Raw genomic sequence first — 22,489 nt, 5'->3', positions numbered from 1 at the left:
AAATGGTCCCACTTGGGGTTACCGCAGTGCAAGGTGAGCGTCCCCGGCTGCATATGTGCGCGCAACCTGTCATTCACCTTGTACGCATGGTCAATACCGAGGGGCACTCCGGGCGTTCCTGTCAATTGCTGTGAGTAACCGCACAGGGTCAGCGAAGCCTCAGCCGCTTGAGGCAGCGGTACCCGAGCACCCGCACGAGTTCCCCGGACGACGTCTGATGCACCGTGCGCGACTTGGCGGCCGCAGTGTGCCGCAGGGGTGCGGCGGCGGCCGCCGCGAGGGCGCCGTACAGAGCCTGAGCGGCGGCTTCCGGAGCGAGGCGGGGCTCCGCGTCGGTGCGGGTCGCGGGCTTCGGTATGGCCGGCAGAAGGCTCCGGTCGCCCGACAGAAGACGCAGATCGCCGATGACCCGCACCCCCATCTCCCCGATGCGCTCCGCCATCTCCGCGCCGATCCCGGCGGCGGCTTCGACGGCCCATTGCGGAGTGCCGATCTTCACGTCGCCGGGACCGGGAGTGCACGCATTCTTCATATGCATCACGGCGCCGTTGCGGACGAGCTGTGAATAGAGCTCCTCCGGCAGTTCATTGGCGCGGAATTCCTTATTAAGATTCCGCAGCATTTCGGTCTCGGCGAGGGTGAGCGAGCGATTCGCGGCATCCGGAACGGGCCGCAACAGCCCTTCGGGCAGCCCGAGCAGCGCCTCGAAGGCGCGCATCAGACCCTCCCGGTCCCGGTCGTCCACCACGACGACGGTGACCCGCTCCGTGCCCACCGCCCCGGCCCAGCGCTCGATGAGCCGGTCGTGCCGGTGCCGGCGCCAGAAGCTGGGGGTGGGCTGCTCGTACGGCGCCTTCCGAAGCATGTGCCGCAGCCAGTCCTCGTAGCCCATGCGCAGGCCGTTCTGCACGTACTGCTGCCACTGCGAGGGCATGATCCGCGCGATCGGGCGCAGCGTGACCAGGACGTGCACCCGGTCGCCGCCGAGCTGCTCGACGATCCGCCCGACGGTCGCGTCGTCGGCGGCGTCGGCGAAGAACTCGCTGCTGAGCACCGAGGTGTGCCCGCCCGTCGCGCGCACCTGCTGCAGCAGCCGTTCCCAGTGCTGCTCGGTGGGCCGGGTGTCACCCATCATGCCGGTGCGGGCGCAGGCGGCGAGCACCGCCTCCATGGGGTGCCGGGTGGTGGCCGGCCACTCGACGCCGTGCCGGGCCATGTCCTCCCTGGCCTCGAAAAGGGCGCCCTGGATCGAGGTGGTGCCAGTCTTGTGCGGGCCGATGTGCAGCAGGCGGGTTCCGGCGGGCAGCGGAGCGATCATGCCGCCGTCGGCCGGTGGTTCGTCTCTCGTGCAGTCCGTCTCCATGGTTAGGAGAGGGTAAGAGACGTTCTTGAGAACATGCTGAGAGACGCCTGGGACGGGGATGAGTCCCAGGCGAGTCCCAGGCCCTCTCATCAGGGGCGACGGAAGTCACACGACCTTGACGCCCGGCCGGCCCGACTCCACCCGCAGCCGCGCCAGCGTGCTCGGCGTCGCCGTCTGCCGCCGGACCGTGTCCACGATCCGCACCTGTGCGTCGATGCCGTCACGGCGGACGTCGAACAGGTGGTAGCCGCGGTGGGCGTCGAGCAGCTTCCAGTGCGGGTTGTCCGGCATCCGCGGGTCCCACTCCCTGTGGAAGGCTGCCTGGTCCTGGTCGCCGTTGCTGGAGATGGACGTCCCCACGAACTCGGCGCCCACGACGGCGGAGTCCGGGTCGGCGTAGTCCTCCTTGAGGTCGCTGATCATCGTCAGGTGGCGGTCGCCGGTGAACACGACCGGGTTGCGGACGTGCTTCAGCTCCTCCATCAGGGCGTTGCGCTCGGCCTGGTAGCCGTCCCAGGCGTCGTAGAACCAGAGCTTGCCCGGGCCGACCTGGAGGTCGGTCTCGGCCATCATGATCTGCGAGCCGATCATGTTCCAGCGGGCCGGCGAGTGCCGCAGCCCGTCGATCAGCCACCTCTTCTGCCGGGCGCCGAGCATGGTGAGCGAGGGGTCCTGGGCCGCCTCCTGGCTGGTGACCTGGTCGCTGCGGTACTGCCGGGTGTCCAGCACGCTGAGCCGGGCCAGGCGGCCGAACTCCAGGCGGCGGTACATCTGGATGTGCGGGCCGTTCGGGATGGCGCTCGCCCGGACCGGCATGTGCTCGTAGTACGCCTGGTAGCCGGCGGTCAGCCGGGCCACGAACGCGTCGTGCGGCTGCTTGTCCGGGTCCTGCGGGATGTCACCGGCGAAGTCGTTGTCGATCTCGTGGTCGTCGAAGGTCACCACGAAGGGCGCGTTCGCGTGCATCGCCGCGAGGTCCGGGTCGGTGCGGTACTGGGCGTACCGGTTGCGGTACTGGACCAGGCTGTACGGCTCACCGGTGCCCTCGTGCCGGCGCAGGGCGGTCGCCGACGGCGTCGACTCGTAGATGTAGTCGCCGACGAACAGGACGAAGTCGGGGTCCTGGTCCAGCATGTCGGCGTACGGCGTGAAGTAGCCGTGCTGCCAGTTCTGGCAGGAGGCCAGCGCCATGCGCAGCCTGCCGCCGGAGCTCGCCGGGTGGGGCGCGGTGCGGGTGCGGCCGGTCGGTGAGATCTGGCCGCCGGTGCGGAAGCGGTACCAGTACGTACGGCCGGGGCGCAGCCGCCGTACGTCGACGTGAACGCTGTGCCCCAACTCGGGCCGGGCCTGGGCGACACCGCGGCGCACCGGTTTGCGGAACCGCTCGTCCTCGGCGATCTCCCACTCCACGGAGACGACGGCGTCGGGCATGCCGCCGCCGTTCAGCGGGTCCGGCGCGAGCCGCGTCCACAGCACGATGCCGTCGGGCAGCGGGTCACCGGAGGCGACGCCGAGGCTGAACACGCCGTCGGGCAACGGGGTTTCGGCCGCCCGGGCAGCGGTCGGCAGCCACAACTGGGCGGAGGCCGCGGCGCCCAGGACGGCGGCTCCGGCGGTCAGGAAACGGCGTCGGTCGGGGGACACTGACCCGATCTCTCCGGTCATCGGCGAACTCCCATGCCTCGCTGGCCACTTGGACACAATGGGATGCTCACTCTTCAGGGCGGACCGCCCGCTGAACGGCATACTTCGCGTGCATGACAAACAGGGAGACAACAGAAGACCCGTCGCAGGGGCATACGAACGTGCCCTGACCGCGACGGGTCTTCCTGTGGATCAGCCTGTGAACAGGGGCTTACCAGGCCTGTCCGGCGTCAGCGGACGAGGCTTGCTCTAGAACGGCTCGAAGTCGTCGAACTCCCGCGCCGCCTCATCGCGCTCGGCCTGCTTGTCCCGCCGACGCTGCGCCGCCGGCCGAGGCGCCTCGAAGCGGTGGTCCTCGCCACGCCGCCCCAGCATCTCCGCACCGGCCATGACCGTCGGCTCCCAGTCGAAGACGACGGCGTTCTCCTCGGGCCCGATGGCGACGCCGTCCCCGGAGCGGGCCCCCGCCTTCATCAGCTCCTCCTCGACACCGAGGCGGCCCAGCCGGTCGGCGAGATACCCGACCGCCTCGTCGTTGTTGAAGTCGGTCTGCCGCACCCAGCGTTCGGGCTTCTCGCCCCGCACCCGGAACAGCGGCTCCCCGCCGACCTCCTCGCGGGTCACGGTGAAGCCCGCGTCGTCGACGGCCTTCGGCCGGATCACGATCCGCGTAGCCTCTTCCTTCGGCTTCGCGGCCCGCGCCCTGGCCACCAGGTCCGCCAGCGCGAACGACAGCTCCTTCAGCCCGATGTGCGCCACCGCCGACACCTCGAAGACCCCGTAACCGCGAGCCTGAAGGTCCGGCCGCACCATCTCGGCGAGGTCCTTGCCGTCGGGTACGTCGATCTTGTTCAGGACGACGATGCGCGGCCGGTTGTCCAGCCCGCCGTACTCCCGCAGCTCCGCCTCGATGATGTCCAGGTCGGAGACGGGGTCGCGGTCGGACTCCAGCGTGGCGGTGTCCAGGACGTGCACGAGCACGCTGCACCGCTCGACGTGCCGCAGGAACTCAAGGCCCAGGCCCTTGCCCTGGCTGGCGCCCGGGATGAGGCCGGGGACGTCGGCGATGGTGTAGACGGTCGCACCGGCGGTCACCACACCGAGGTTGGGCACGAGCGTGGTGAACGGGTAGTCGGCGATCTTCGGCTTCGCCGCGCTCAGCACGGAGATCAGCGAGGACTTGCCGGCGCTCGGGTACCCGACCAGCGCCACGTCGGCGACCGTCTTCAGCTCCAGGACGATGTCCTGGAGGTCCCCCGGCTCACCGAGCAGCGCGAACCCGGGCGCCTTGCGCCGCGCGGAGGCCAGCGCGGCGTTGCCGAGCCCGCCCCGGCCGCCCTGCGCGGCGACGTACGACGTGCCGTGCCCGACCAGGTCGGCGAGGACATTGCCCGCCTTGTCCAGCACCACCGTGCCGTCGGGCACCGGAAGGACCAGGTCCTGCCCGTCCTTCCCGGACCGGTTGCCGCCCTCGCCGGGCTTGCCGTTGGTGGCCTTGCGGTGCGGGGAGTGGTGGTAGTCGAGCAGCGTGGTGACCGACTGGTCGACGGTGAGGATCACGTCCCCGCCGCGCCCGCCGTTGCCGCCGTCGGGCCCGCCGAGCGGCTTGAACTTCTCCCGGTGGACGGAGGCACAGCCGTGACCTCCGTTACCCGCGGCGACATGCAGCTCGACGCGGTCCACGAAGGTGGTCATGGGGGGTGCCTCCAGAGTCGTACGAGATGTGTTTGTACTAACACGCGAAAGGCGGACCCGCCTTCCCACCTGGGAAGTGAGGTCCGCCTCGCGAAAAGCTTCCGATCAGGCGACCGGAACGACGTTCACGACCTTGCGGCCACGGCTGGTGCCGAACTCCACCGCACCGGCCTGCAGCGCGAACAGCGTGTCGTCGCCGCCACGGCCGACGCCCGCACCGGGGTGGAAGTGGGTGCCGCGCTGGCGGACCAGGATCTCACCCGCGTTGACGACCTGACCGCCGAAGCGCTTCACGCCGAGCCGCTGGGCGTTCGAGTCGCGACCGTTCCGAGTGGACGATGCGCCCTTCTTGTGTGCCATCTCTCCTCAGTCCCTTACTTCGCAGCCGTGGGGATCTCAGTGACCTTGATCGCCGTGTACTGCTGGCGGTGGCCCTGACGACGGCGGTAGCCGGTCTTGTTCTTGTAGCGCAGAATGTCGATCTTCTGGCCCTTGTGGTGGTCCACGACCTCGGCCTGGACCTTGATGCCGGCCAGCACCCACGGGTCGCTGGTCACAGCGTCGCCGTCGACAACGAGCAGGGTCGAGAGCTCGACCGTGTCGCCAACCTTGGCGGTGGAAATCTTGTCAACCTCAACGATGTCGCCGACAGCAACCTTGTGCTGGCGACCACCGCTGCGCACGATGGCGTACACGCGGATCTCACTCTCTCGCTCGGGAACGGCACCCCCGCAGTCCAGCCACCCGGCACGCGGACAGCCTCTCCGGGACACCCTGTGCTCCGGAGGAAGAGGTTTACGGGGATGTGGCGCGCCTATATCCACGGACACGCCGAGGGTCAAGGTTACGGGGCCGCTGCCGAGGGGGTCAAACCGGGCCCTGCACGGGGAGCTCCGGCACACACCCCCAACCCCGCTTCCTGCCGCTCAACCGCTCAGCGCCGCGATCTGCCCACGCAGCCGGTCGAAGCCCGCACGCGGGCGGCGCAGGTTCCGGGCCCGGACCAGGGCCGGCCAGAAGTCCGCCCCCAGCAGGGCCTCGGGCTGCACGGCGTGCTTGCGCACGAGTACCTCTTCGGGGACCGGCTGCGGATCCGGGGTGACGTACTCCTCGATGATGTCGTCGTACGCCTCCTTGAGCACCGTGTTGTGCGGGTCCGCCCCGAAGACCACGGCGACACCGGTCGGCTGGGTGTCGATCTCGAGCACCGTCAGATCGGGGCGGTACCTCCGCAGGACGGTCACCACCTTGTAGACGTCGCCCGTCCAGGCGTCGGTGTGCCGGTCGCGCGCCGCCTCGTCGACGTCGCGCGGCAGCATGTCGTCGAGCACGATCACGCTCGACCAGTGCGAATGGCGCTCCACGTTCATGAAGTCGCGCAGCGCGAACTCGAAGAGGTGCATGCCGTCGACGAAGGACAGCTCCAGCGTGGGATCGCCTCCGAAGACCCCCAGCGGGTCGCGGCGGGCGAGGGCGCGGAAGGGATTGCGGCCCCGCCGCAGGTGCAGCAGCGGGTCCTTGCGGGCGAAGAAGTCGTCACTGGTCGACTTCACCAGGTGGACGTCGCAGCTGATGGACGTCACCACCTTGAAGGCCGGATCGATCGCCACGGAGGGGACACGTGAAAGGGCCAGGCTGCGGCCGTCGTTGACGCCGATCTCCAGATAGTTTCGCGGCCGGTAGACACGGTGCAGTCCGCGCAGCACGTCATAGCGATTCACTGGAGCAGCCTCTCGACGGATTCCGACTGTCAGGATGTTGTCGGCGAAGTTACTCATTCAAAGGCTCTTGCATAGCCTTTCTCAGCAATTCACCGAGGATTGGCGTACTCGCCAGTAGTAAGCACATCCCGCCGCCCGCAGTGAGCCGTTCAGTCGCCGAGGCTCTCCCGGTAGGCCACGCACTCCTCGTAGGAGGGCAGCAGGCCCTGCTCGAGGGCCTGGGCCAGCGTGGGAGCCTGCTCGTCCTTGGCGGAGAGCAGCGGGGGGACGTCCGCGGGCCAGTCGATGCCGAGGGCCGGGTCGAGCGGGTGGATGCCGTGCTCGCGCTCGGGGGCGTAACCCTCGGAGCAGAGGTAGACCACGGTGGCGTCGTCGCTGAGCGCCAGGAAGCCGTGCCCGAGGCCCTCGGACAGGTAGACCGCGTGGTGGTCGCGATCGTCGAGGCGGACCGCCTCCCACTGGCCGAAGGTGGGCGAGCCGGTCCGGATGTCCACGATCACGTCGAGGACCGTGCCGCGCACGCACTTGACGTACTTGGCCTGGCCGGGCGGCACGTCCGCGAAGTGGATACCGCGCAGCGTGCCCCGGCTGGAGACGGACATGTTGGCCTGGGCCAGGGTGAGCGGGTGGCCGGCCGCCTCGGTGAAGAGAGGCGCCTTGAACCACTCGTGGAAGCTGCCCCGGTCGTCGGGGAAGATCTTCGGCTCGTGCACCCAGGCGCCGGAAATCGAAAGGGGTCGCATCACAGAGGTCCTCAGCTCTTCTTCTGCTGCTTCGTCAGGGCGCGCTTGAGGCGCCCGGCGGCCCGGCGCCACAGCGGGCGCGGCGGGGTCGGCGTCTTCTTCGCCGCGGGCCGGGCCGGCGGGGTGTGCCGGTCGATCACCCGGGCAGTGCCGTCGGCGTCCACCACCACGTCGACCGGGAGCCGGGTCCAGCGTGCCTCGCCACGGGCGGGGGACGGCACACCGATCCGGACGGCCCAGCGGCGCCCGGTGAGCTGCTCCAGCGGCAGCGAGGCGCTCACGGTACGGCCGTCCACCACGGCGTCGGCCGGGTACTTGCCCACGTTCTTGCGCTCGAAGCGGAGCCGCACCGGGTCCCCGGCGTCCGCCGCGAGGTGCAGCGGCAGCGGGAGCCGGACGGTGGAGCCGTCGACCACGGCCGCGGCCGGGGCCATCAGCGCCACCGTCTCGCGCTCCAGCTTGCCGGTGTGCTGGTCGACGTCGAGGGAGAGATTGCCCGGCCCGTCGGTCCAGTACGGCAGGACCAGCCGTCTCGGCTCGCCGGTGAGCGCGGCCAGGCGGCCGGCCTCCACGTCCTCGCCGCGCACCGCGCCGATGCGGGTCTCCTTGCTCCAGCCGCAGGACTTGATGCGCATGTGCAGGTCCCAGATGCCCTTGGCCAGGGGCGCGCCCGCGGCCGCGGTCTCGGGGTCGAGCACGGCCCGTGCGGTGATCCGCTGGCGGAAGGAGCCGTCACCGGCGTCCATGCGGTGCCGCTCGCTGTCCAGCGGGAGGTAGTACTGGGTGGCGTCCTCGCGGTGCCGGACCACCAGGTCCACGTCGCTGCGGTCGACCGGGGCGTCCAGGGTGATGCCCTGCCCGGCCAGGGCCTGAAGCGCCTTGTCGGACAGCGGCAGGCCGAGCAGGTCGCGGTCGCCGTCCTTGCGGAAGGTCATCGGGGCGTCGTCCACCTGGTACTCGGCGGTGAAGCCGATGTTCAGGGCGCCGTTCTCCCAGGCCAGCGAGGACAGGGTGCCGGTGGGTCTGATCCCGGCCTCCCAGCGGGCGAGCTCTCTGATGTCCTGGTAGAGGTCGGCGGCGATCAGTCCGGCCACCACGCGCCGAGTGGGGCCGACCCGGGCGAACACGCCCTGTCCGAAGCGTTCGGTGACCACATCGCGGATCTCGCGGTAGAGCTCCTCGGCGTAGTCCTCGGGGAGCTTGAGAAGCCGGTTGCCGCGCAGCCGCTCGACCATCTCGTTGCGCAGCCAGCGGCTGAACAGCTTGTCGCGCAGCGGGCCCGGCTCGGTGAGCTCCTCTACCACGTCGAGGGCCTCGCGGAGGTTGACGAAGTAGCCGACCGGGTCGAAACGCTGGAAGCCGGCGTTGGAACCGTCGTCCCGGGTGATGTGGTAGTAGCACAGGTAGTCGCTGACGACGGCGACGCTCTTGGCCCGCAGATACGCCTCGGCGACGAAGACGTGGTCCTCCAGTCGCCGGCGGCCCTCCTTGAAGCGCATGTTGTGCTCGTTCAGGAACGCCCGGCGGAACATCTTGTGCGGGGTGAGGCTGTCGATCAGCGGCGCGTTCTCCACCGTGGCACGCGGCCGGTTGACCCGGAACAGCTCCTGCGGGACCGGGCGGCCGATGCCCGCCATCTTGCCCACGACCACGTCGGCGTCGTTCGCCTTGCCGTAGTCGTACATCCGTTCCAGGGCCTCGTCGCCGAGCCAGTCGTCGTGGTCGACGAACATCACGTACTCGCCGCGGGCGGCCGCGATGCCGGTGTTGCGGGGGCGGCCGGACCAGCCGGAGGACTCCTGGTGGATGACGTGGATGTGGGGGTGCTCGGCCGCCAGCCGGTCGAGCCGGGCGGGGGTCTCGTCCGTGGAGCCGTCGTTGACGAAGAAGACCTCGAACTCGTCGGGGGTGAGGCTCTGCCGCAGCAGGCCCGAGATGCAGTCCTCGACGTACTTGCCGGGGTTGTAGACCGCGATGACGACGCTGACCTTGACTGTCACGCCGAGTTCTCCTTCTCGTGGACCCGGAGGATCTCCGGGAACGCCTCGGTGAGGGCCGCGCGCCAGTCGCGCAGCGGCTCGATGCCGGCCTCGGCGAACCGGTCGTGGCCGAGGACGCTGTAGGCGGGGCGGGGAGCGGGGCGGACGAACGCCTCGCTGGTGGTGGGGCGGACCCGGTCCGGGTCGGTGCCGAGCAGGCGGAAGATCTCCCGGGTGAAGCCGTACCAGGTGGTCTCGCCGGAGCCGGTGCCGTGGTAGACGCCGGCCGGGGCGGTGCCGGCCAGGGCTCCGCGGCCCAGGGCGAGCAGCAGGCCGGCCAGGTCGGCGCTCCAGGTGGGCTGGCCGCGCTGGTCGTCCACGACGTCCAGGGTCTCGCGCTGGTCCGCCAGGCGGAGCATGGTGCGGACGAAGTTGGGGCCGCCGGTGCCGTACAGCCAGGCGGTACGAACCACGTAGCCGCGGTCCGGGAGGGTCTTCAGGACCGCCTGCTCGCCGGCGAGCTTGGTACGCCCGTAGGCGCTGCGCGGGGCGGTGGGGGCGTCCTCGGCGTACGGGGTGGTGGCGTCCCCGGCGAAGACGTAGTCGGTGGAGACATGGAGCAGGACGGCGCCGGTACGGGCGCAGGCGGTGGCGAGGTGGGCCGGGCCTTCGCCGTTGATGAGGTGCGCCTCGGCCTCGTGGGTCTCGGCGTCATCCACGGCGGTCCAGGCCGCGCAGTTGACGACCACGGCGGGGCGGTGCCGCTCCAGCGCCCGCTGTACAGCCGTGGGGTCGGTGAGGTCGAGCGCGGCGCGGTCCAGCGCGAACGCCTGCTCACCCTCGGCGGCCAGCCTGGTCAGCACGTCCTGGCCGAGCATGCCCCCCGCTCCGGTGACCAGCCAGCCGGCCGGGGCGCTTGCCTGTTCCTGTATCGGATTCATGCCTCTTTTGTCTTCTGTGCGGGATAGCGCGGGCCACCGCCGGTGTCGGGGCGCGCGGAACGCGTGAACGGGCCCGGAGCTGCCCCGGGCCCTGAGAGCCGGGTGTCGCGTCAGTCCAGCGCCGCCCGCTCCTTCAGCGGCTCCCACCACGCCCGGTTGTCCCGGTACCACTGGACCGTCTCCGCCAGTCCCTGCTCGAAGCTCTTGTGGGGCTCGTAGCCGAGTTCCTCGCGGATCTTCGTGCAGTCGACGGAGTAGCGGCGGTCGTGGCCCTTGCGGTCCTCGACGTACTCCACGCTGGTCTCCCAGTCGGCGCCGCACGCCTTCAGCAGCAGCCCGGTGAGCTCCTTGTTGGACAGCTCGGTGCCGCCGCCGATGTTGTAGACCTCGCCCGCGCGGCCCTTGGTGCGGACCAGTTCGATGCCCTGGACGTGGTCGTCGATGTGCAGCCAGTCGCGGACGTTGCCGCCGTCGCCGTACAGCGGGACCTTCTTGCCGTCGAGGAGGTTGGTGACGAAGAGCGGGATGACCTTCTCGGGGAAGTGGTGGTGACCGTAGTTGTTGGAGCAGCGGGTCACCCGGACGTCCAGGCCGTGGGTGCGGTGGTAGGACAGCGCGATCAGGTCACTGGACGCCTTCGCCGAGGAGTACGGCGAGTTGGGCTGCAGGGGGTGGGTCTCGGGCCAGGAACCCTCGTCGATCGAGCCGTAGACCTCGTCGGTGGAGATGTGCACGAACGTCTTGATGCCGACCCGGTGAGCCGCGTCGATGAGGGTGTGCGTGCCGACCACGTTGGTGCGGACGAACTCGGCCCCGCCGTCGATGGAGCGGTCGACGTGTGACTCGGCGGCGAAGTGCACGACCTGGTCGTGCTCGGCCATCAGCTTGCCGACGAGCTCGGGGTCGCAGATGTCGCCCTGCACGAAGGCGAACCCGGGGTGCTCGCGCACCTCGTCGAGGTTGGCCGGGTTGCCCGCGTACGTCAGCTTGTCCAGGACGGTGATCGCGACATCACCGGGACCCTGCGGGCCGAGCAGCGTACGGGCGTAGTGCGAGCCGATGAAGCCGGCACCACCGGTCACCAGAATCCGGGTGGGGCGGGTGGGGGAAGGGGCGGTCATGAAGATATCTGCACCTTGCTGTGATCACCGAGCACGAGCCGGTGGGCCGAAGGGTTGCGGGGGGCCGGCGTCACGGTGACGTCGCGCCCGATGAGCGAGGCCTCCACGCGGCGCACGCCGGTCACGGACGAACCGCGCAACACGATGGAGTACTCGATTTCGCTGTCCTCGATCCGGCAGTCTTCGGAGATCGAGGTGAACGGGCCGATGTAGGCGTTGCTGACCACCGCGCCGGCGCCGATGATCGCGGGTCCGACGATCCGGCTGCCGCTGACGCGGGCACCCTCCTCGATGCGGACCCGTCCGATGATCTCGCTGCTCTCGTCCACCGTGCCGTCGCTCAGCGGCTGCACCGCCTCCAGGACGGACCGGTTGACCTCCAGCATGTCGGTGACGTTGCCGGTGTCCTTCCAGTAGCCGGAGATGGTGGTGGAGCGGACGTCACGCTTCTGGTCGATCAGCCATTGGATGGCGTGCGTGATCTCCAATTCGCCGCGCCAGGAAGGTTCGATGGAGCGAACCGCCTCGTGCACGGCCGAGGTGAACAGATAGACGCCGACGAGTGCGAGATCGCTCTTCGGCTCCTTCGGCTTCTCCTCCAGGCCCACCACCAGACCCTCACCGTCGAGCTCCGCGACACCGAAGGAGGTGGGATTGGGGACCTTGGTCAGCAGGATCTGCGCGTCGGGCCGCTCGGCCCGGAACTCCTCCACCAGTCCGGTGATGCCACCGACGATGAAGTTGTCGCCGAGATACATGACGAAGTCCTCGTCGCCGAGGAAGTCCTGGGCGATGAGTACGGCGTGGGCGAGCCCGAGGGGCGCTTCCTGCGGAATGTAGGTGACCTTGATCCCGAAGTGGGAACCGTCGCCCACTGCCTCGCGGATCTCGTCCGCGGTGTCGCCGACGACGATTCCGACCTCACTGATGCCGGCTTCGGCGATCGCTTCCAGGCCGTAGAAGAGCACGGGCTTGTTGGCGACCGGTACCAGCTGCTTGGCCGAGGTGTGAGTGATCGGGCGGAGACGGGTGCCCGCTCCCCCGGAAAGCACGAGAGCCTTCACGTATTGCGCCCCAATAGTGTGAACATATTGGGAGCAGAATCCCGATATGTCTGATTTTACAGTCTATCCAGGCCACATCATAACCCTCTTGGTTCACCTTTCATTCACAGGTTGGACCACTTGGCGACGGCTCACGGCCGGATACACAAAAACGTGATCCGCCCCCGGTCGGCCGGGGGCGGATCACGTTTGCGTGCGGAGAGGTGTCAGGCCTCGTCGGCAGAGGCCGAGACGGACGAGGGCGACTGTTGCACGGCCGCCGCCGTCTTCTTCGACGCCGCCTTCTTGGCGGTCGTCTTGGCCGTCGCCTTCTTGGCCGTCGCCTTCTTGGCGGCCGTCTTCTTGGCGGCCGTCTTCTTGGCCGCGGTCTTCTTGGTGGCGGCCTTCTTCGCCGTGGCCTTCTTGGCCGTCTTACGGGCCGTCTTCTTAGCCTGAGCCGCCTCCTCGGCGGCCGGGGCCTCGGGCTCGGCCTGCGCCTCCGCCGCCGGGACGACCACGACGGCCGCCTCCTCGGACGTGCTCGGCGCGGTGGCCTTGCGCACGGCACGGCGCCGCGGACGGGCCGGAGCGGCGCTCTCGGCGACCGCCTCGGCCGCAGCCGCCGCGGGCCGCTCCGCCGGAGCCTCGGCCTCCGCAACCGGTTCGGACGCCGTCAGCACGGCGGCCTCGGCCCCCGCGGGCGACCCGGCGGGCGCGGACACCTTGCGGGTCGCGCGACGTCGCGTACGTCCCTTGGGAGCGGCCTCCTCGGCAGCGGGAGCCTCGGCGGCCGGCGTCTCGACGACCGCGTCCTCCACGGCCACCGGCTCGGCCTTCGCCGCGGCGGCCGACTCCGGCTGCACCGGGCGCTCGACCTCCTCCGCGACGGTCACGTCCTGGGCCGTGGGCACCGCCTCGGCCTTCTTCGGCGCACCGGCCGGAGCGGACACCCGACGACCGCCACGGCGCCGCGCACGACCGCCGCGCACGGCGGCCTCCGCCTCGGCGACGCTGCTGTACAGCTCCTCGTCGGGCGCGAAGGCGGGCGCGGCGAGCGCGGCCGGCTCGGCGACCTCCGCCGCGACCTCGGCCTCGGTCTCCGCCTCCTCCTCGGCCGTCTCGACCGGCTCGGCGGCGACCGTGGCCTCGTGCACCTGCTCGGGGCCGGCACCGGCACGCGCGCGCTTCTTGCGCTTGCCGCCGCCACCGGGGGCCGTCGGCTGCTCCATGTGCACGATGACACCGCGCCCGTTGCAGTGGACGCAGGTCTCGGAGAAGGACTCCAGCAGCCCCTGGCCGACCCGCTTGCGGGTCATCTGCACGAGCCCCAGCGAGGTCACTTCCGCGACCTGGTGCTTCGTACGGTCCCGGCCCAGGCACTCCAGCAGGCGCCGCAGCACCAGGTCCCGGTTGGACTCCAGCACCATGTCGATGAAGTCGATCACGATGATGCCGCCGAGGTCGCGCAGCCGCAGCTGACGCACGATCTCCTCGGCCGCCTCCAGGTTGTTCCTGGTGACCGTCTCCTCGAGGTTGCCGCCCTGACCGGTGAACTTGCCGGTGTTGACGTCGACGACGACCATCGCCTCGGTCCGGTCGATCACCAGCGAACCGCCGCTGGGCAGCCAGACCTTGCGGTCCAGCGCCTTGGCGAGCTGCTCGTCGATCCGGTACGTGGCGAAGACGTCGACCTCACTGGTCCACTTCTGCAGCCGCTCGGCGAGATCCGGCGCCACATGGGACACATACCCGTGGACGGTCTCCCAGGCGTCGGCACCGCTGACGACGACCTTGGAGAAGTCCTCGTTGAAGATGTCCCGGACGACCCGGACGGTCATGTCCGGCTCGCCGTACAGCAGCGTCGGGGCGTTGCCGTTCTTGGCCTTCTTCTGGATGTCCTCCCACTGCGCCTGCAGCCGCTCGACGTCCCGGCGCAGCTCCTCCTCGCTCGCGCCCTCGGCGGCGGTGCGCACGATGACGCCCGCGTCCTCGGGGACGATCTTCTTGAGGATGGTCTTCAGCCGGGCCCGCTCGGTGTCGGGCAGCTTGCGGCTGATGCCGGTCATGGAGCCCTCGGGGACGTACACGAGGTAACGGCCCGGCAGGGAGACCTGGCTGGTCAGACGCGCGCCCTTGTGCCCGATCGGGTCCTTGGTGACCTGGACGAGGACGGACTGCCCGGACTTCAGGGCGGACTCGATGCGCCGCGGCCCGTTGGCCATGCCGAGCGCCTCGAAGTTGACCTCACCGGCGTACAGGACGGCGTTGCGCCCCTTGCCGATGTCGATGAAGGCGGCCTCCATCGACGGCAGCACGTTCTGGACCTTGCCCAGGTAGACGTTGCCGACGTACGAGGTCGACTGCTCCTTGTTGACGTAGTGCTCGACGAGCACGTTGTCCTCGAGGACGCCGATCTGCGTACGGTCGCCGTGCTGGCGGACGACCATCACGCGCTCGACGGCCTCGCGGCGGGCCAGGAACTCGGCCTCGGTGATGATCGGGACGCGACGGCGGCCCTGCTCACGGCCTTCCCGGCGGCGCTGCTTCTTGGCCTCCAGGCGGGTCGAGCCCTTGATGGACTGCACCTCGTCGGACGGCTCGGCACCCTTTTCCCGCGCGGGACGGGGCTCGCGGACCTTGACGACGGTGCGCTCGGGGTCGCCCTCGCCGGGCTCGGTGTCGACGGCACTGTCACCGGCGCGGCGGCGACGGCGCCGGCGGCGACGGCTGCTGGAGCTGGACCCGGCGCCCTCGTCGCGGGCATCCTCGGCGTCCTCTTCCTCCTGCTCGGCGGTGTCCTCGGCATCCTGCGCCGCCTGCGCGGCGGCGACGTCCTCGGCGGCGGCGTCCTCGGACTCCGTGTCGGCGGCCTCACCGCGACGGCGACGCCGCCCACCGCGCCGGCGACGGCGACGCGAGCCGGTCTCCTCGCCCTCGGCGGCCTCTTCGACCTCCTCGGTCTCCTCGGCCTCCTCGGTCTCGTCCTCGGCGGCGACCTCGGTGGTCTGGAGGGCCTCGGCCTCCTCGCCGTCACCGCCGCGGCGCCGGCGACGGCGCCTGGAGGTGGCGGCCTGCTCCTGCGGGAGCTCCTCGACGTCCTCGGTCTCCGCCCCTGCGGCGGCCTCGGCGGCGGCGCGCTCGGGCGTCTGGAACTGCGGCTCGGTGAACACCGGCGCCTGGAACACGGCCACGGCGGGCCGCGCCGGACGCGGGGCCTCCTCGGGCGCCTCGGCGGCGGCCGACCGAGCGGGCTCGGCGAACCCGGTGGCGGCCCGCCGGGCGACCCTACGGCGGCGACGGGGGGCGGCTTCCTCGACGGGCTGGGCAGGGGCCGCGGCCTCGGCGGGAACTGCGGCCTCGGCGGCGGGGGCCTCCGTGGCGACTCCGGCGACCGCGGCGGCCTCGGTCTCGACACCGGGGGTGACGGGGGTCTCCGCCGTCACCGGCGTCTCGACGGCAGCCTCGGCGGCCTCGTCACCGGCGGCGGGCGCGGACACGCGACGCGTGGCGCGGCGCCGGGTACGACGCGGGGCGGCCTCCTCGACGGGCTCGGCAGGGGCCGCGGCCTCGGCGGGAACTGCGGCCTCGGTGGCGGCCTCGGCGCTCTCGTCGGCGGCGACGTCCTCGGCGGCGGCTGGTGTCTCGGCAGCCAGTGCCTCGGCGGCCGGTGTCTCGGCGGGCGCGGCGGCCCGACGCGTGGCGCGGCGACGCGTACGGCGCGGAGCGGCCTCGGCAGGGGCTTCGGCGCTTTCGGCGGCGGCAGGAGTCTCCGCCGTCTCACCGGAATCAGCGGCACCAGCGACCTCGGCCTCCGCAGTCACCGCGGCCTCCACGGGCTGGGCGGCGGCCTCCACCGGCTCCGGAGAGCCGGCAGGCGCCGACGCCCGACGTGTGGCGCGGCGACGGGTACGAGGCGGCGCGGCCTCCTCGGTGCTCTCCACGGCTGCTGCGGCCGGGGTCTCCTCGGCGGTCGGCGCGGTGGCCGTCACGGGCACCACGGTCTCGGCGGCCTCGGCAGCCGCGGGCGCCCCGGCGGGGGCGGACGCGCGGCGCACCGCGCGCCGCCGCGGACGACCGGCAGCGGCAGCGGCACCGGGGACTTCCACCGTCTCTTCGGCCGCTTCGGCTTCCTCGGCCTGTTCAGCCTGCTCCGCCTCGGAAGTCACCTCGGCCCCGATGGCCTCGACGCTCTCCTCCGGCTTCTCGGCCTCTTCGGTCACCGTCGCGACATCCGCGACATCCACGACAGCCACGGCCTCCGCGACCGGTATGGCCGGCTCGACGACCTCCGCGGCCTGCGTCTCGGCGGCGGCCGTGGGCGGTCCCGCCGGGCGGGACGCGGCACGGCGCCGGCGGCGCGGCGGCAGGGTGTCGCTGGGAGTGTTCAGTTCGGAACCCTCGTTGGGTTCGGTCGGTTCGAGCATGCGGGCGTTTCTCCCGTCAGGCTCCCGGGCGCCGCACCTGGTCCGGCAGCATGCCGGTGACGTCCGCGGCTCGCGCGGTGCGCGACTGCCGCCGTCCGGGGCGCGGGCGCCGCACGGGAGCTCTCTGTGTCCTGTCTCGCCGGTTCCGTACGCCTCATGCGTACGGCCTGGCGAAAGTCTTCTGGTCGGTGCGCTGCCCGACCCAGGTGGCTCCCGAGTACGAGGGCGGCGCTTCGACGTCCGTCCCTACGCGGAACCTTCCCTACGCGGGCGCCGTCGCGGCGGCAGCGGTCTCGGCCTTGGGTGGGGCCGTCGCTGCCTCGCGGTCGGGCGCGAGCGGGTCGGTCACCGTGCCGGTCTCTTCATCGAACAGCCCCTGCGCCAGCCTGGTCACCGCTGCGGGGACCGGCGGCGCCAGGTCGGCCACGGCGCGGAGACCGGACAGGACGTCGTCGGGTCGTACGGCAGGCGTCACGTGCCGAACAACCAGCCGCAGTATCGCACAGGGCTGGTCGGTCGGCCTATCAGCCTGCGAACCGTGCGTTTGTGTTCCTTCGCTGCTTTCCAGGTCAACGACCGCCGAGCGGGCGTCGAAGGTGCGCACGCCGTTCTTGGTCATGCGCTGGACCTCGACGGTCCCGGCGGCGTTGAACGCGGCGACCGCGCGCTCGGCGTCGGCCGGATCCACACCGTCGAGCCGCAGCTCCCAGACGGACGCCGTGAGACGGTCGGCGAGCCCGGAGGTCCGGGCCTCGACGGCGTCGACGACGTCAAGCCCCGGGGGCAGCGATTCGTCGAGGAGCACTCTCAGCTTCTCCGGATCGCGCGCCTCGGTGAGCGCGATCTCCAGGTACTCCGCCTCACTGCCCGTGCCGGTGGGTGCGGCATTGGCGTACGACACCTTCGGATGCGGCGTGAACCCCGCCGAGTACGCCATCGGCACCTCGGCACGGCGCAGCGCACGCTCGAAGGCGCGCTGGAAGTCACGGTGGCTGGTGAACCGGAGGCGGCCGCGCTTGGTGTAGCGCAGTCGGATGCGCTGCACCGCGGGTGCGGGCGGCGGGCCTTCGGGCTGTCGCTTGCCCAGTGTCGTTCAGTCCTTCGTGAGAGCGGTCGTACTGCTACCAAGAGTACGTGTCTCGCGGCCCGGAGGTTCCCGCCGGGCGACGGCCTCTCGCTGCTTCGGCTCCCCGAACAGCATCCGACGGACGTCGGCGCGCACCTGCCGTACGGACTCGCGGGCGGCGGTGAGGGCCTGCCGGGTGGCCCGGCCCACGGTGCGGGCGGCCTCGGCGACGGGCCGCAGGACCGCGTCCCGGACGACGTGGCCGATCGGTGTGAGCACCGTGCGGTACACCCAGCGCACCGGCTCGACGAAGATCCACCGGAAGAGGTTCGCGAGGAACCGTCCGACGGCGAGCGAGATCCGCCCGGCGACCCGCCAGGCGTGTGCGAGGGCGTCCCGGATCTCCCGCCCGACGACGGCGAGCGCGCGGCCGACGGGAGCGAGGACCCAGCGGTACAGGGCCTGCGCGGGCAGAACGACCAGTACGCGCGCGTTCCAGTACAGGGCGACCCCGATACCGGTGACGACCGTGCTCACGAGCCACACAAGGCCCTTCGCACACCAGCCGATCGCCCGACCGACCAGCGTGAGGATCCGCTCGTACACCCACCGGGCGGGGACGACGAGGAAATACCGCACGAGCCACGCCACGGCGCCGAAGACGCCGAGCCCGATCGCGGCGAGCACCGTGCCGAGCCCCTCGAGGACCCACATCACCGCCTGCCCGAGAGGCGTGAGCACGCGCGCGTACAGCCACGCCAGCCCGGCCCCGATCCCCCGCGCGACCCACGCGCACGCGTGCCCGACGGGAGTCAGCACACACCGGTACAGCCACACCGCCGGTACGACGACGAACACGTTCCCCAGCCAGGCGACCCCCGGGGCGGCGGGCACGACGACATACCGCCACAGCACCACGAACGGCCACACGAACACCGCCCGCCCGAGCCACAGCAACGCCCGCCCCACCGGCCGCACCACCGTGTCGTTCAGAAACCGCCCGGCGACGACGAGCGCGTCCCATGCCATCCGTACCGGCACGACCAGGACGAGCACGACGATCCTCACCGGGATACGGATCGCGACCACCAGGCACCCTTGGGCCTCCTGGCGCGGCGGCGGCGGTTTTTCGAGGTCCATACCGTTCCAGACGCCCGGGCGACCTGGTCGGATGCAGGCCCCGGACACGATCCGGCAACTCCTGCGCGTGTGCCGCCAGTAGCCTCGCCAGCAGTGCCGTACGCGTGGGGAGGTGGTCGAGCAGGACGTGTTCGTGGTGGCCAGCCCGGTCGTCGCCAGGCAGGTCATCCGGCCGCAGCGAGCGAGGATGACGTCGCTTCGAGCAGGGGCATCGAGGCGGCTTCAAACAGCGTGAGCCCCCTCTGGATCGAGAGGGGGCTCAACGTCACCGCACGAGGCGTCAGCGCGGTCCGAGAACTCAGACCCACTCCCCCGCCAGCGCCTCACCCACCTCAGTGCGAGTGCCCGCTGGGCGCCGGCGCAGAGTTCTTGACCGTAAGAGGCAGCAGCTTCTTCCCGGTCGGGCCGATCTGGATGTGGGTGTCCATCTGCGGCCATTCACCAACGGCTCTACAGCCGCTACCGTGCTGCTCATGGGGAAACGAACGAGGACGCGCACGGCAACTGACCGCCGTAGCTACTCAGTTGAGGCTGAGTGGTCGGAGGCCGACTTAGCGCTGTTAGAGGACCTGAAGAGGGCGGAAGCACTCCTGCCCGACGATGCTCCCCGCGCGCTGCTGTCGGTCCGTCTGTCCGTACTCACTGACGACACGACCTCACCCGCCCGCCAGGAGCTGGACCTCCGAATACTCGCCCGCGAACGCGGCTGCCGGGTCATCGGCGTAGCCAGTGACCTCAACGTGTCGGCGACGAAGGTCCCGCCGTGGAAGCGCAAGGCGCTCGGGGACTGGCTCAACAACCGCGCGCCGGAGTTCGACGAGCTGCTCTTCTGGAAGCTGGACCGCTTCGTGCGACGCCTCTCCGACCTCAGCACCATGATCGATTGGTGCCTGAAGTACGGAAAGAACCTTGTCTCCAAGAACGACTCCATCGACCTGACCACGACGGCCGGGAAGATCATGGTCACGATCATCGGCGGCATCGCCGAGATCGAGGCGGCCAACACCAGCACCCGCGTGGCGAGCCTGTGGGAGTACACGAAGACACAGAGCGAGTGGCTCGTGGGGAAGCCTGCGTACGGATACGAAACGGCCGAGGACGAAGACGGCAAGATCATCCTGTCCATCAGTCCGACCGCGCACAGGGCCCTGCACTGGAGCCGTAAGGCCGCGATGAGGCCCAGGCCCGCCTCAGCCCGCCGCATGGTCAAGGTTCTGGTCCGCGCCGGTTTGTGCGGTAAGGGTCTCACCGCGTCGACGCACCTGCGACGGCTACGTAACCCCGCGCTCATGGGCTACCGCGTGGAAGAGGACAAGGACGGAGGCATCCGCCGCTCCAAACTCATTCTGGGAGCCGACGGGAAGCCCATCCGAGTAGCCGACGGCGTCTTCACCGAGGACGAGTTCTACAGCCTCCAAGAAGCCTTGGACGCACACGGCAAGGATCAACCGAGGCGCAGCCCCGAGGGTGCAACACAGTTCCTCGGAGTCGTGATCTGCGCCGACTGCGGCAGCAACATGACGGTGCAGAAGAACCGCAACAACGGCAAGCTGTACCAGTACCTCAGGTGCGGCAAATGCAAGGCCGGAGGCCAGGGCGCACCCAACCCTGAGGACATCTACGCCAAGCTCGTCGAGGACGTACTGAGGGTGCTGGGCGACGAACCCGTCATGACGCGTGAGTACCGGCAAGGCGCCGAAGCACGCAAGGAACAGCAGCGCCTCGAACAGTCCGTGAGCTACTACATGTCCGGCCTGGAGCCCGGGGGCCGCTTCACGAAGACGCGGTTCACCAAGGAGAAGGCTGAGAGAACCCTGGACGACCTGATCAAGCAGTTGGAAGCCATCGACCCCGAGTCGGTCAACGACCGATGGGTGGCGGTGCACAACGGCAAGTCGTTCCGTAGCCGGTGGGAGGAAGGTGGCATGGAGGCCATGGCCTCCGATCTGCTCCGGGTCGGAGTGAAGTGCAGGATCAAGCGGACGAAGGTCAAGGGTGTACGCGCGCCGCGCATCCATATGAAGCTCTTGATCCCCAAGGACGTGCGAGACCGCTTGATCCTCAAGCAGGACGACTTCGCCGAAGCCTTCTGATGAAGGCGCTGGCATGGTGCAGCCACTCCAAGTCTTCGCATGGCGTGCCATTCAGCGTTTCTTCCAGAAGCTCATCAGATCCGCCAGCGCTCTGATGATCTCCGGGCGTTCCGACGCCTCCGCCTTGCGGAGACAGATGACGAGCGACAGAAGGATCACTACAGCCAAGAGGCCCGCGACATACAGAAAGATCTGTGGAGCGGCCACGGTCACTTGCTCCAGTACGGCCCACATACCGCCTCCCGGGGACGGTGTCAGCCGCCGCTTCCGAGAGACTTCGCCGACAAGCGAAGGCCTCAACGAAGGCAGGCGGACGCCTGTCAAACGCAGCGCCCGCCGACTGCGCCCCGTGACACGGGGGTCTTCGTTGAGGTTGCTCGGTGTGCATGTGGATGCGGGCAAGCGACGCCGAGCAGCGCCACTGCCCAGGCGTCGGTCTGTCACGCCAAATCCTGGTGACAACGACATTCCCATGCATCGTTGTCGCCACGAAGTGGCGCGCATTGCCACTCTATGAGAGGGAACCAGGAGAATCCACAACACGGAGACGAGTCGAGGGCAACGACCCTCCCGAGCCTCAAGGTTGACGACTTCGCGTTTCACGAGAACCACGACGCGGGGTCGAACGGCTCTTCCGTGCCGTCGTCGTCCACGATCACGATCTCGCTTTCGATCAGCTCCCTGTCATTGACAGATCGAGGGAGCGACGAGGGCGGACGCGTGTCCCGAAGGTCACGCTCGGGCCGAGCAGCTATCAGCACCACTCCCCCTCTGTCCCGCCTCAATGCAGAGCCGCCGGGACTCTGCGAGGTCATCGGCGATTCCGGCGGCGATGAGTGCTACGCCGGAAGTGTGGCCGGAGCCGACGTAGCGCCAGTCCCTCTCAGTGAGCGCGTCAGGCGCTTCGGCGTGGCCCATGTGGTGGGCGCGTTCGGCGCGGAGTGCTGCGTAGGTGGTGGAGTAGGCGCGGGATTTGGTGAGGATGTGTCCGCGGTAGCCGAGGGTGTGGGCCCAGGCCCGGAGGCGGAGCGGTGCGTATTCGCGGACGCCACCGAGGCGCCAACAGGTGCGCATGAGGGTGCGGACGTGTTCGCTGGCGGGTGTCGACTCGATGTCTGACCACGTGGTGAGCGGGTGGTCCGTGCCGGCGCCAGTCTCGCTCGCGCCCTTGGTGACGTATTTGGCGACGTACGCGGCCACGGCGTCATCGTCAGGGCCGTCGCCGTTGGCGCGCAGGGGGCGAGCGTCGACCTGGGCGCCCCAACGGAGGTCGAGTTCCCCCACGGCCGCGCTGTGCCGGGTGCGGACCATGACTCGCCGAGCCGATGCCCGTACGGCATCGATGAGCATGTCCGTCGTGCCCCAGGCCGGGGGTTCGTCGTCGGGTCCGTTCGGGCCGTCGAGGCGGACTATGGCGTGCACGTGGACAGCCGCCCGCTGGTCGTGTCCCTTGTCGTGGTGTAGCCGATCATCCGGCGGTCGTGTTGGTGGTGTTGGGTAGCGCGGGGGCGCTTTC

The 22,489-nt window shown here is 70.2% G+C and carries 17 protein-coding genes; 1 reads left to right on the top strand and 16 read right to left on the bottom strand.

The genetic code is table 11. From position 1 onward, the window contains the following. Nucleotides 1-148: 148 nt before the first annotated feature. From ACP4J3_RS38970 to ACP4J3_RS38905, 14 genes are all read right to left on the bottom strand, one after another. Nucleotides 149-1,363 (bottom strand): hypothetical protein, encoded by a 1,215-nt coding sequence (locus ACP4J3_RS38970; protein ID WP_426541072.1) that lies wholly within the window; start codon nt 1,361-1,363, stop codon nt 149-151. A gap of 105 nt (nt 1,364-1,468) precedes the next feature. Then, nucleotides 1,469-3,028, bottom strand: coding sequence for an alkaline phosphatase D family protein (locus ACP4J3_RS38965; RefSeq protein WP_426541071.1), 1,560 nt, complete (start codon nt 3,026-3,028; stop codon nt 1,469-1,471). Nucleotides 3,029-3,256: 228 nt separating this feature from the next. Next, nucleotides 3,257-4,702 carry a GTPase ObgE gene (gene obgE, locus ACP4J3_RS38960; RefSeq protein ID WP_426541070.1) on the bottom strand — a complete coding sequence of 482 codons (1,446 nt, stop codon included), beginning with the start codon at nt 4,700-4,702 and terminating at the stop codon, nt 3,257-3,259. A gap of 105 nt (nt 4,703-4,807) precedes the next feature. Further along, the gene (rpmA, locus tag ACP4J3_RS38955; protein ID WP_193473216.1) at nt 4,808-5,062 is read right to left on the bottom strand and encodes a 50S ribosomal protein L27; all 255 of its coding nucleotides are present in this window, start codon (nt 5,060-5,062) and stop codon (nt 4,808-4,810) included. 14 nt (nt 5,063-5,076) lie between these two features. Continuing rightward, a complete protein-coding gene (gene rplU / locus ACP4J3_RS38950; protein ID WP_003990208.1) occupies nt 5,077-5,397 on the bottom strand; it encodes a 50S ribosomal protein L21 in 321 nt (106 codons plus the stop codon). Between the two features lie 231 nt (nt 5,398-5,628). Then, on the bottom strand, nt 5,629-6,423 hold the full coding sequence (locus ACP4J3_RS38945) for a class I SAM-dependent methyltransferase (RefSeq protein ID WP_426541069.1): 795 nt from the start codon (nt 6,421-6,423) through the stop codon (nt 5,629-5,631). A gap of 149 nt (nt 6,424-6,572) precedes the next feature. After that, a complete protein-coding gene (gene rfbC, locus ACP4J3_RS38940) occupies nt 6,573-7,166 on the bottom strand; it encodes a dTDP-4-dehydrorhamnose 3,5-epimerase (protein WP_426541068.1) in 594 nt (197 codons plus the stop codon). Nucleotides 7,167-7,177: 11 nt separating this feature from the next. Continuing rightward, nucleotides 7,178-9,166 (bottom strand): glycosyltransferase family 2 protein, encoded by a 1,989-nt coding sequence (locus ACP4J3_RS38935; RefSeq protein ID WP_426541067.1) that lies wholly within the window; start codon nt 9,164-9,166, stop codon nt 7,178-7,180. Further along, nucleotides 9,163-10,086 carry a dTDP-4-dehydrorhamnose reductase gene (gene rfbD, locus ACP4J3_RS38930; RefSeq protein ID WP_426541066.1) on the bottom strand — a complete coding sequence of 308 codons (924 nt, stop codon included), beginning with the start codon at nt 10,084-10,086 and terminating at the stop codon, nt 9,163-9,165. The genes ACP4J3_RS38935 and rfbD overlap by 4 nt, the downstream gene beginning before the upstream one ends. Before the next feature lie 110 nt (nt 10,087-10,196). Continuing rightward, a complete protein-coding gene (gene rfbB, locus ACP4J3_RS38925) occupies nt 10,197-11,207 on the bottom strand; it encodes a dTDP-glucose 4,6-dehydratase (RefSeq protein ID WP_426541065.1) in 1,011 nt (336 codons plus the stop codon). Continuing rightward, nucleotides 11,204-12,271 carry a glucose-1-phosphate thymidylyltransferase gene (locus ACP4J3_RS38920; protein WP_426541064.1) on the bottom strand — a complete coding sequence of 356 codons (1,068 nt, stop codon included), beginning with the start codon at nt 12,269-12,271 and terminating at the stop codon, nt 11,204-11,206. Before ACP4J3_RS38920 ends, rfbB begins: the two co-directional genes overlap by 4 nt. Nucleotides 12,272-12,477: 206 nt before the next feature. Beyond that, nucleotides 12,478-16,674, bottom strand: a complete 4,197-nt coding sequence (locus ACP4J3_RS38915; RefSeq protein WP_426541063.1) for an Rne/Rng family ribonuclease — start codon at nt 16,672-16,674, stop codon at nt 12,478-12,480. 262 nt (nt 16,675-16,936) lie between these two features. After that, nucleotides 16,937-17,719, bottom strand: a complete 783-nt coding sequence (locus tag ACP4J3_RS38910) for a TIGR03936 family radical SAM-associated protein (protein ID WP_426541062.1) — start codon at nt 17,717-17,719, stop codon at nt 16,937-16,939. Between the two features lie 48 nt (nt 17,720-17,767). Beyond that, nucleotides 17,768-18,880, bottom strand: a complete 1,113-nt coding sequence (locus ACP4J3_RS38905) for a hypothetical protein (RefSeq protein WP_426541061.1) — start codon at nt 18,878-18,880, stop codon at nt 17,768-17,770. A 473-nt stretch (nt 18,881-19,353) separates the two neighbouring features. On the opposite strand from ACP4J3_RS38905, the gene ACP4J3_RS38900 reads away from it, so the two are divergent. Then, nucleotides 19,354-20,973: a recombinase family protein gene (locus tag ACP4J3_RS38900; RefSeq protein WP_426541060.1), complete on the top strand. Its 1,620-nt coding sequence runs from the start codon at nt 19,354-19,356 to the stop codon at nt 20,971-20,973. A 51-nt stretch (nt 20,974-21,024) separates the two neighbouring features. Here the strand turns inward: ACP4J3_RS38900 and ACP4J3_RS38895 are convergent, their stop codons facing one another. Continuing rightward, a complete protein-coding gene (locus ACP4J3_RS38895; protein ID WP_426541059.1) occupies nt 21,025-21,207 on the bottom strand; it encodes a hypothetical protein in 183 nt (60 codons plus the stop codon). Between the two features lie 498 nt (nt 21,208-21,705). Next, on the bottom strand, nt 21,706-22,489 hold a 784-nt coding region (locus ACP4J3_RS38890), incomplete at its 5' end, for a replication initiator (protein WP_426541058.1).

It is taken from the genome of Streptomyces sp. UG1 (assembly GCF_049974585.1).
Taxonomy (GTDB): domain Bacteria; phylum Actinomycetota; class Actinomycetes; order Streptomycetales; family Streptomycetaceae; genus Streptomyces.
This window is presented reverse-complemented; position numbering and strand designations above follow the sequence as displayed.

What these genes read in the sequence shown, in the direction of transcription:
- ACP4J3_RS38970 (WP_426541072.1), bottom strand. Translation starts at nt 1,363, where the DNA reads ATGGAGACGGACTGCACGAGAGACGAACCACCGGCCGACGGCGGCATG.
- ACP4J3_RS38965 (WP_426541071.1), bottom strand. Translation starts at nt 3,028, where the DNA reads ATGACCGGAGAGATCGGGTCAGTGTCCCCCGACCGACGCCGTTTCCTG.
- obgE (WP_426541070.1), bottom strand. Translation starts at nt 4,702, where the DNA reads ATGACCACCTTCGTGGACCGCGTCGAGCTGCATGTCGCCGCGGGTAAC.
- rpmA (WP_193473216.1), bottom strand. Translation starts at nt 5,062, where the DNA reads ATGGCACACAAGAAGGGCGCATCGTCCACTCGGAACGGTCGCGACTCG.
- rfbC (WP_426541068.1), bottom strand. Translation starts at nt 7,166, where the DNA reads ATGCGACCCCTTTCGATTTCCGGCGCCTGGGTGCACGAGCCGAAGATC.
- rfbD (WP_426541066.1), bottom strand. Translation starts at nt 10,086, where the DNA reads ATGAATCCGATACAGGAACAGGCAAGCGCCCCGGCCGGCTGGCTGGTC.
- rfbB (WP_426541065.1), bottom strand. Translation starts at nt 11,207, where the DNA reads ATGACCGCCCCTTCCCCCACCCGCCCCACCCGGATTCTGGTGACCGGT.
- ACP4J3_RS38915 (WP_426541063.1), bottom strand. Translation starts at nt 16,674, where the DNA reads ATGCTCGAACCGACCGAACCCAACGAGGGTTCCGAACTGAACACTCCC.
- ACP4J3_RS38905 (WP_426541061.1), bottom strand. Translation starts at nt 18,880, where the DNA reads ATGGACCTCGAAAAACCGCCGCCGCCGCGCCAGGAGGCCCAAGGGTGC.
- ACP4J3_RS38900 (WP_426541060.1), top strand. Translation starts at nt 19,354, where the DNA reads ATGGGGAAACGAACGAGGACGCGCACGGCAACTGACCGCCGTAGCTAC.
- ACP4J3_RS38895 (WP_426541059.1), bottom strand. Translation starts at nt 21,207, where the DNA reads ATGTGGGCCGTACTGGAGCAAGTGACCGTGGCCGCTCCACAGATCTTT.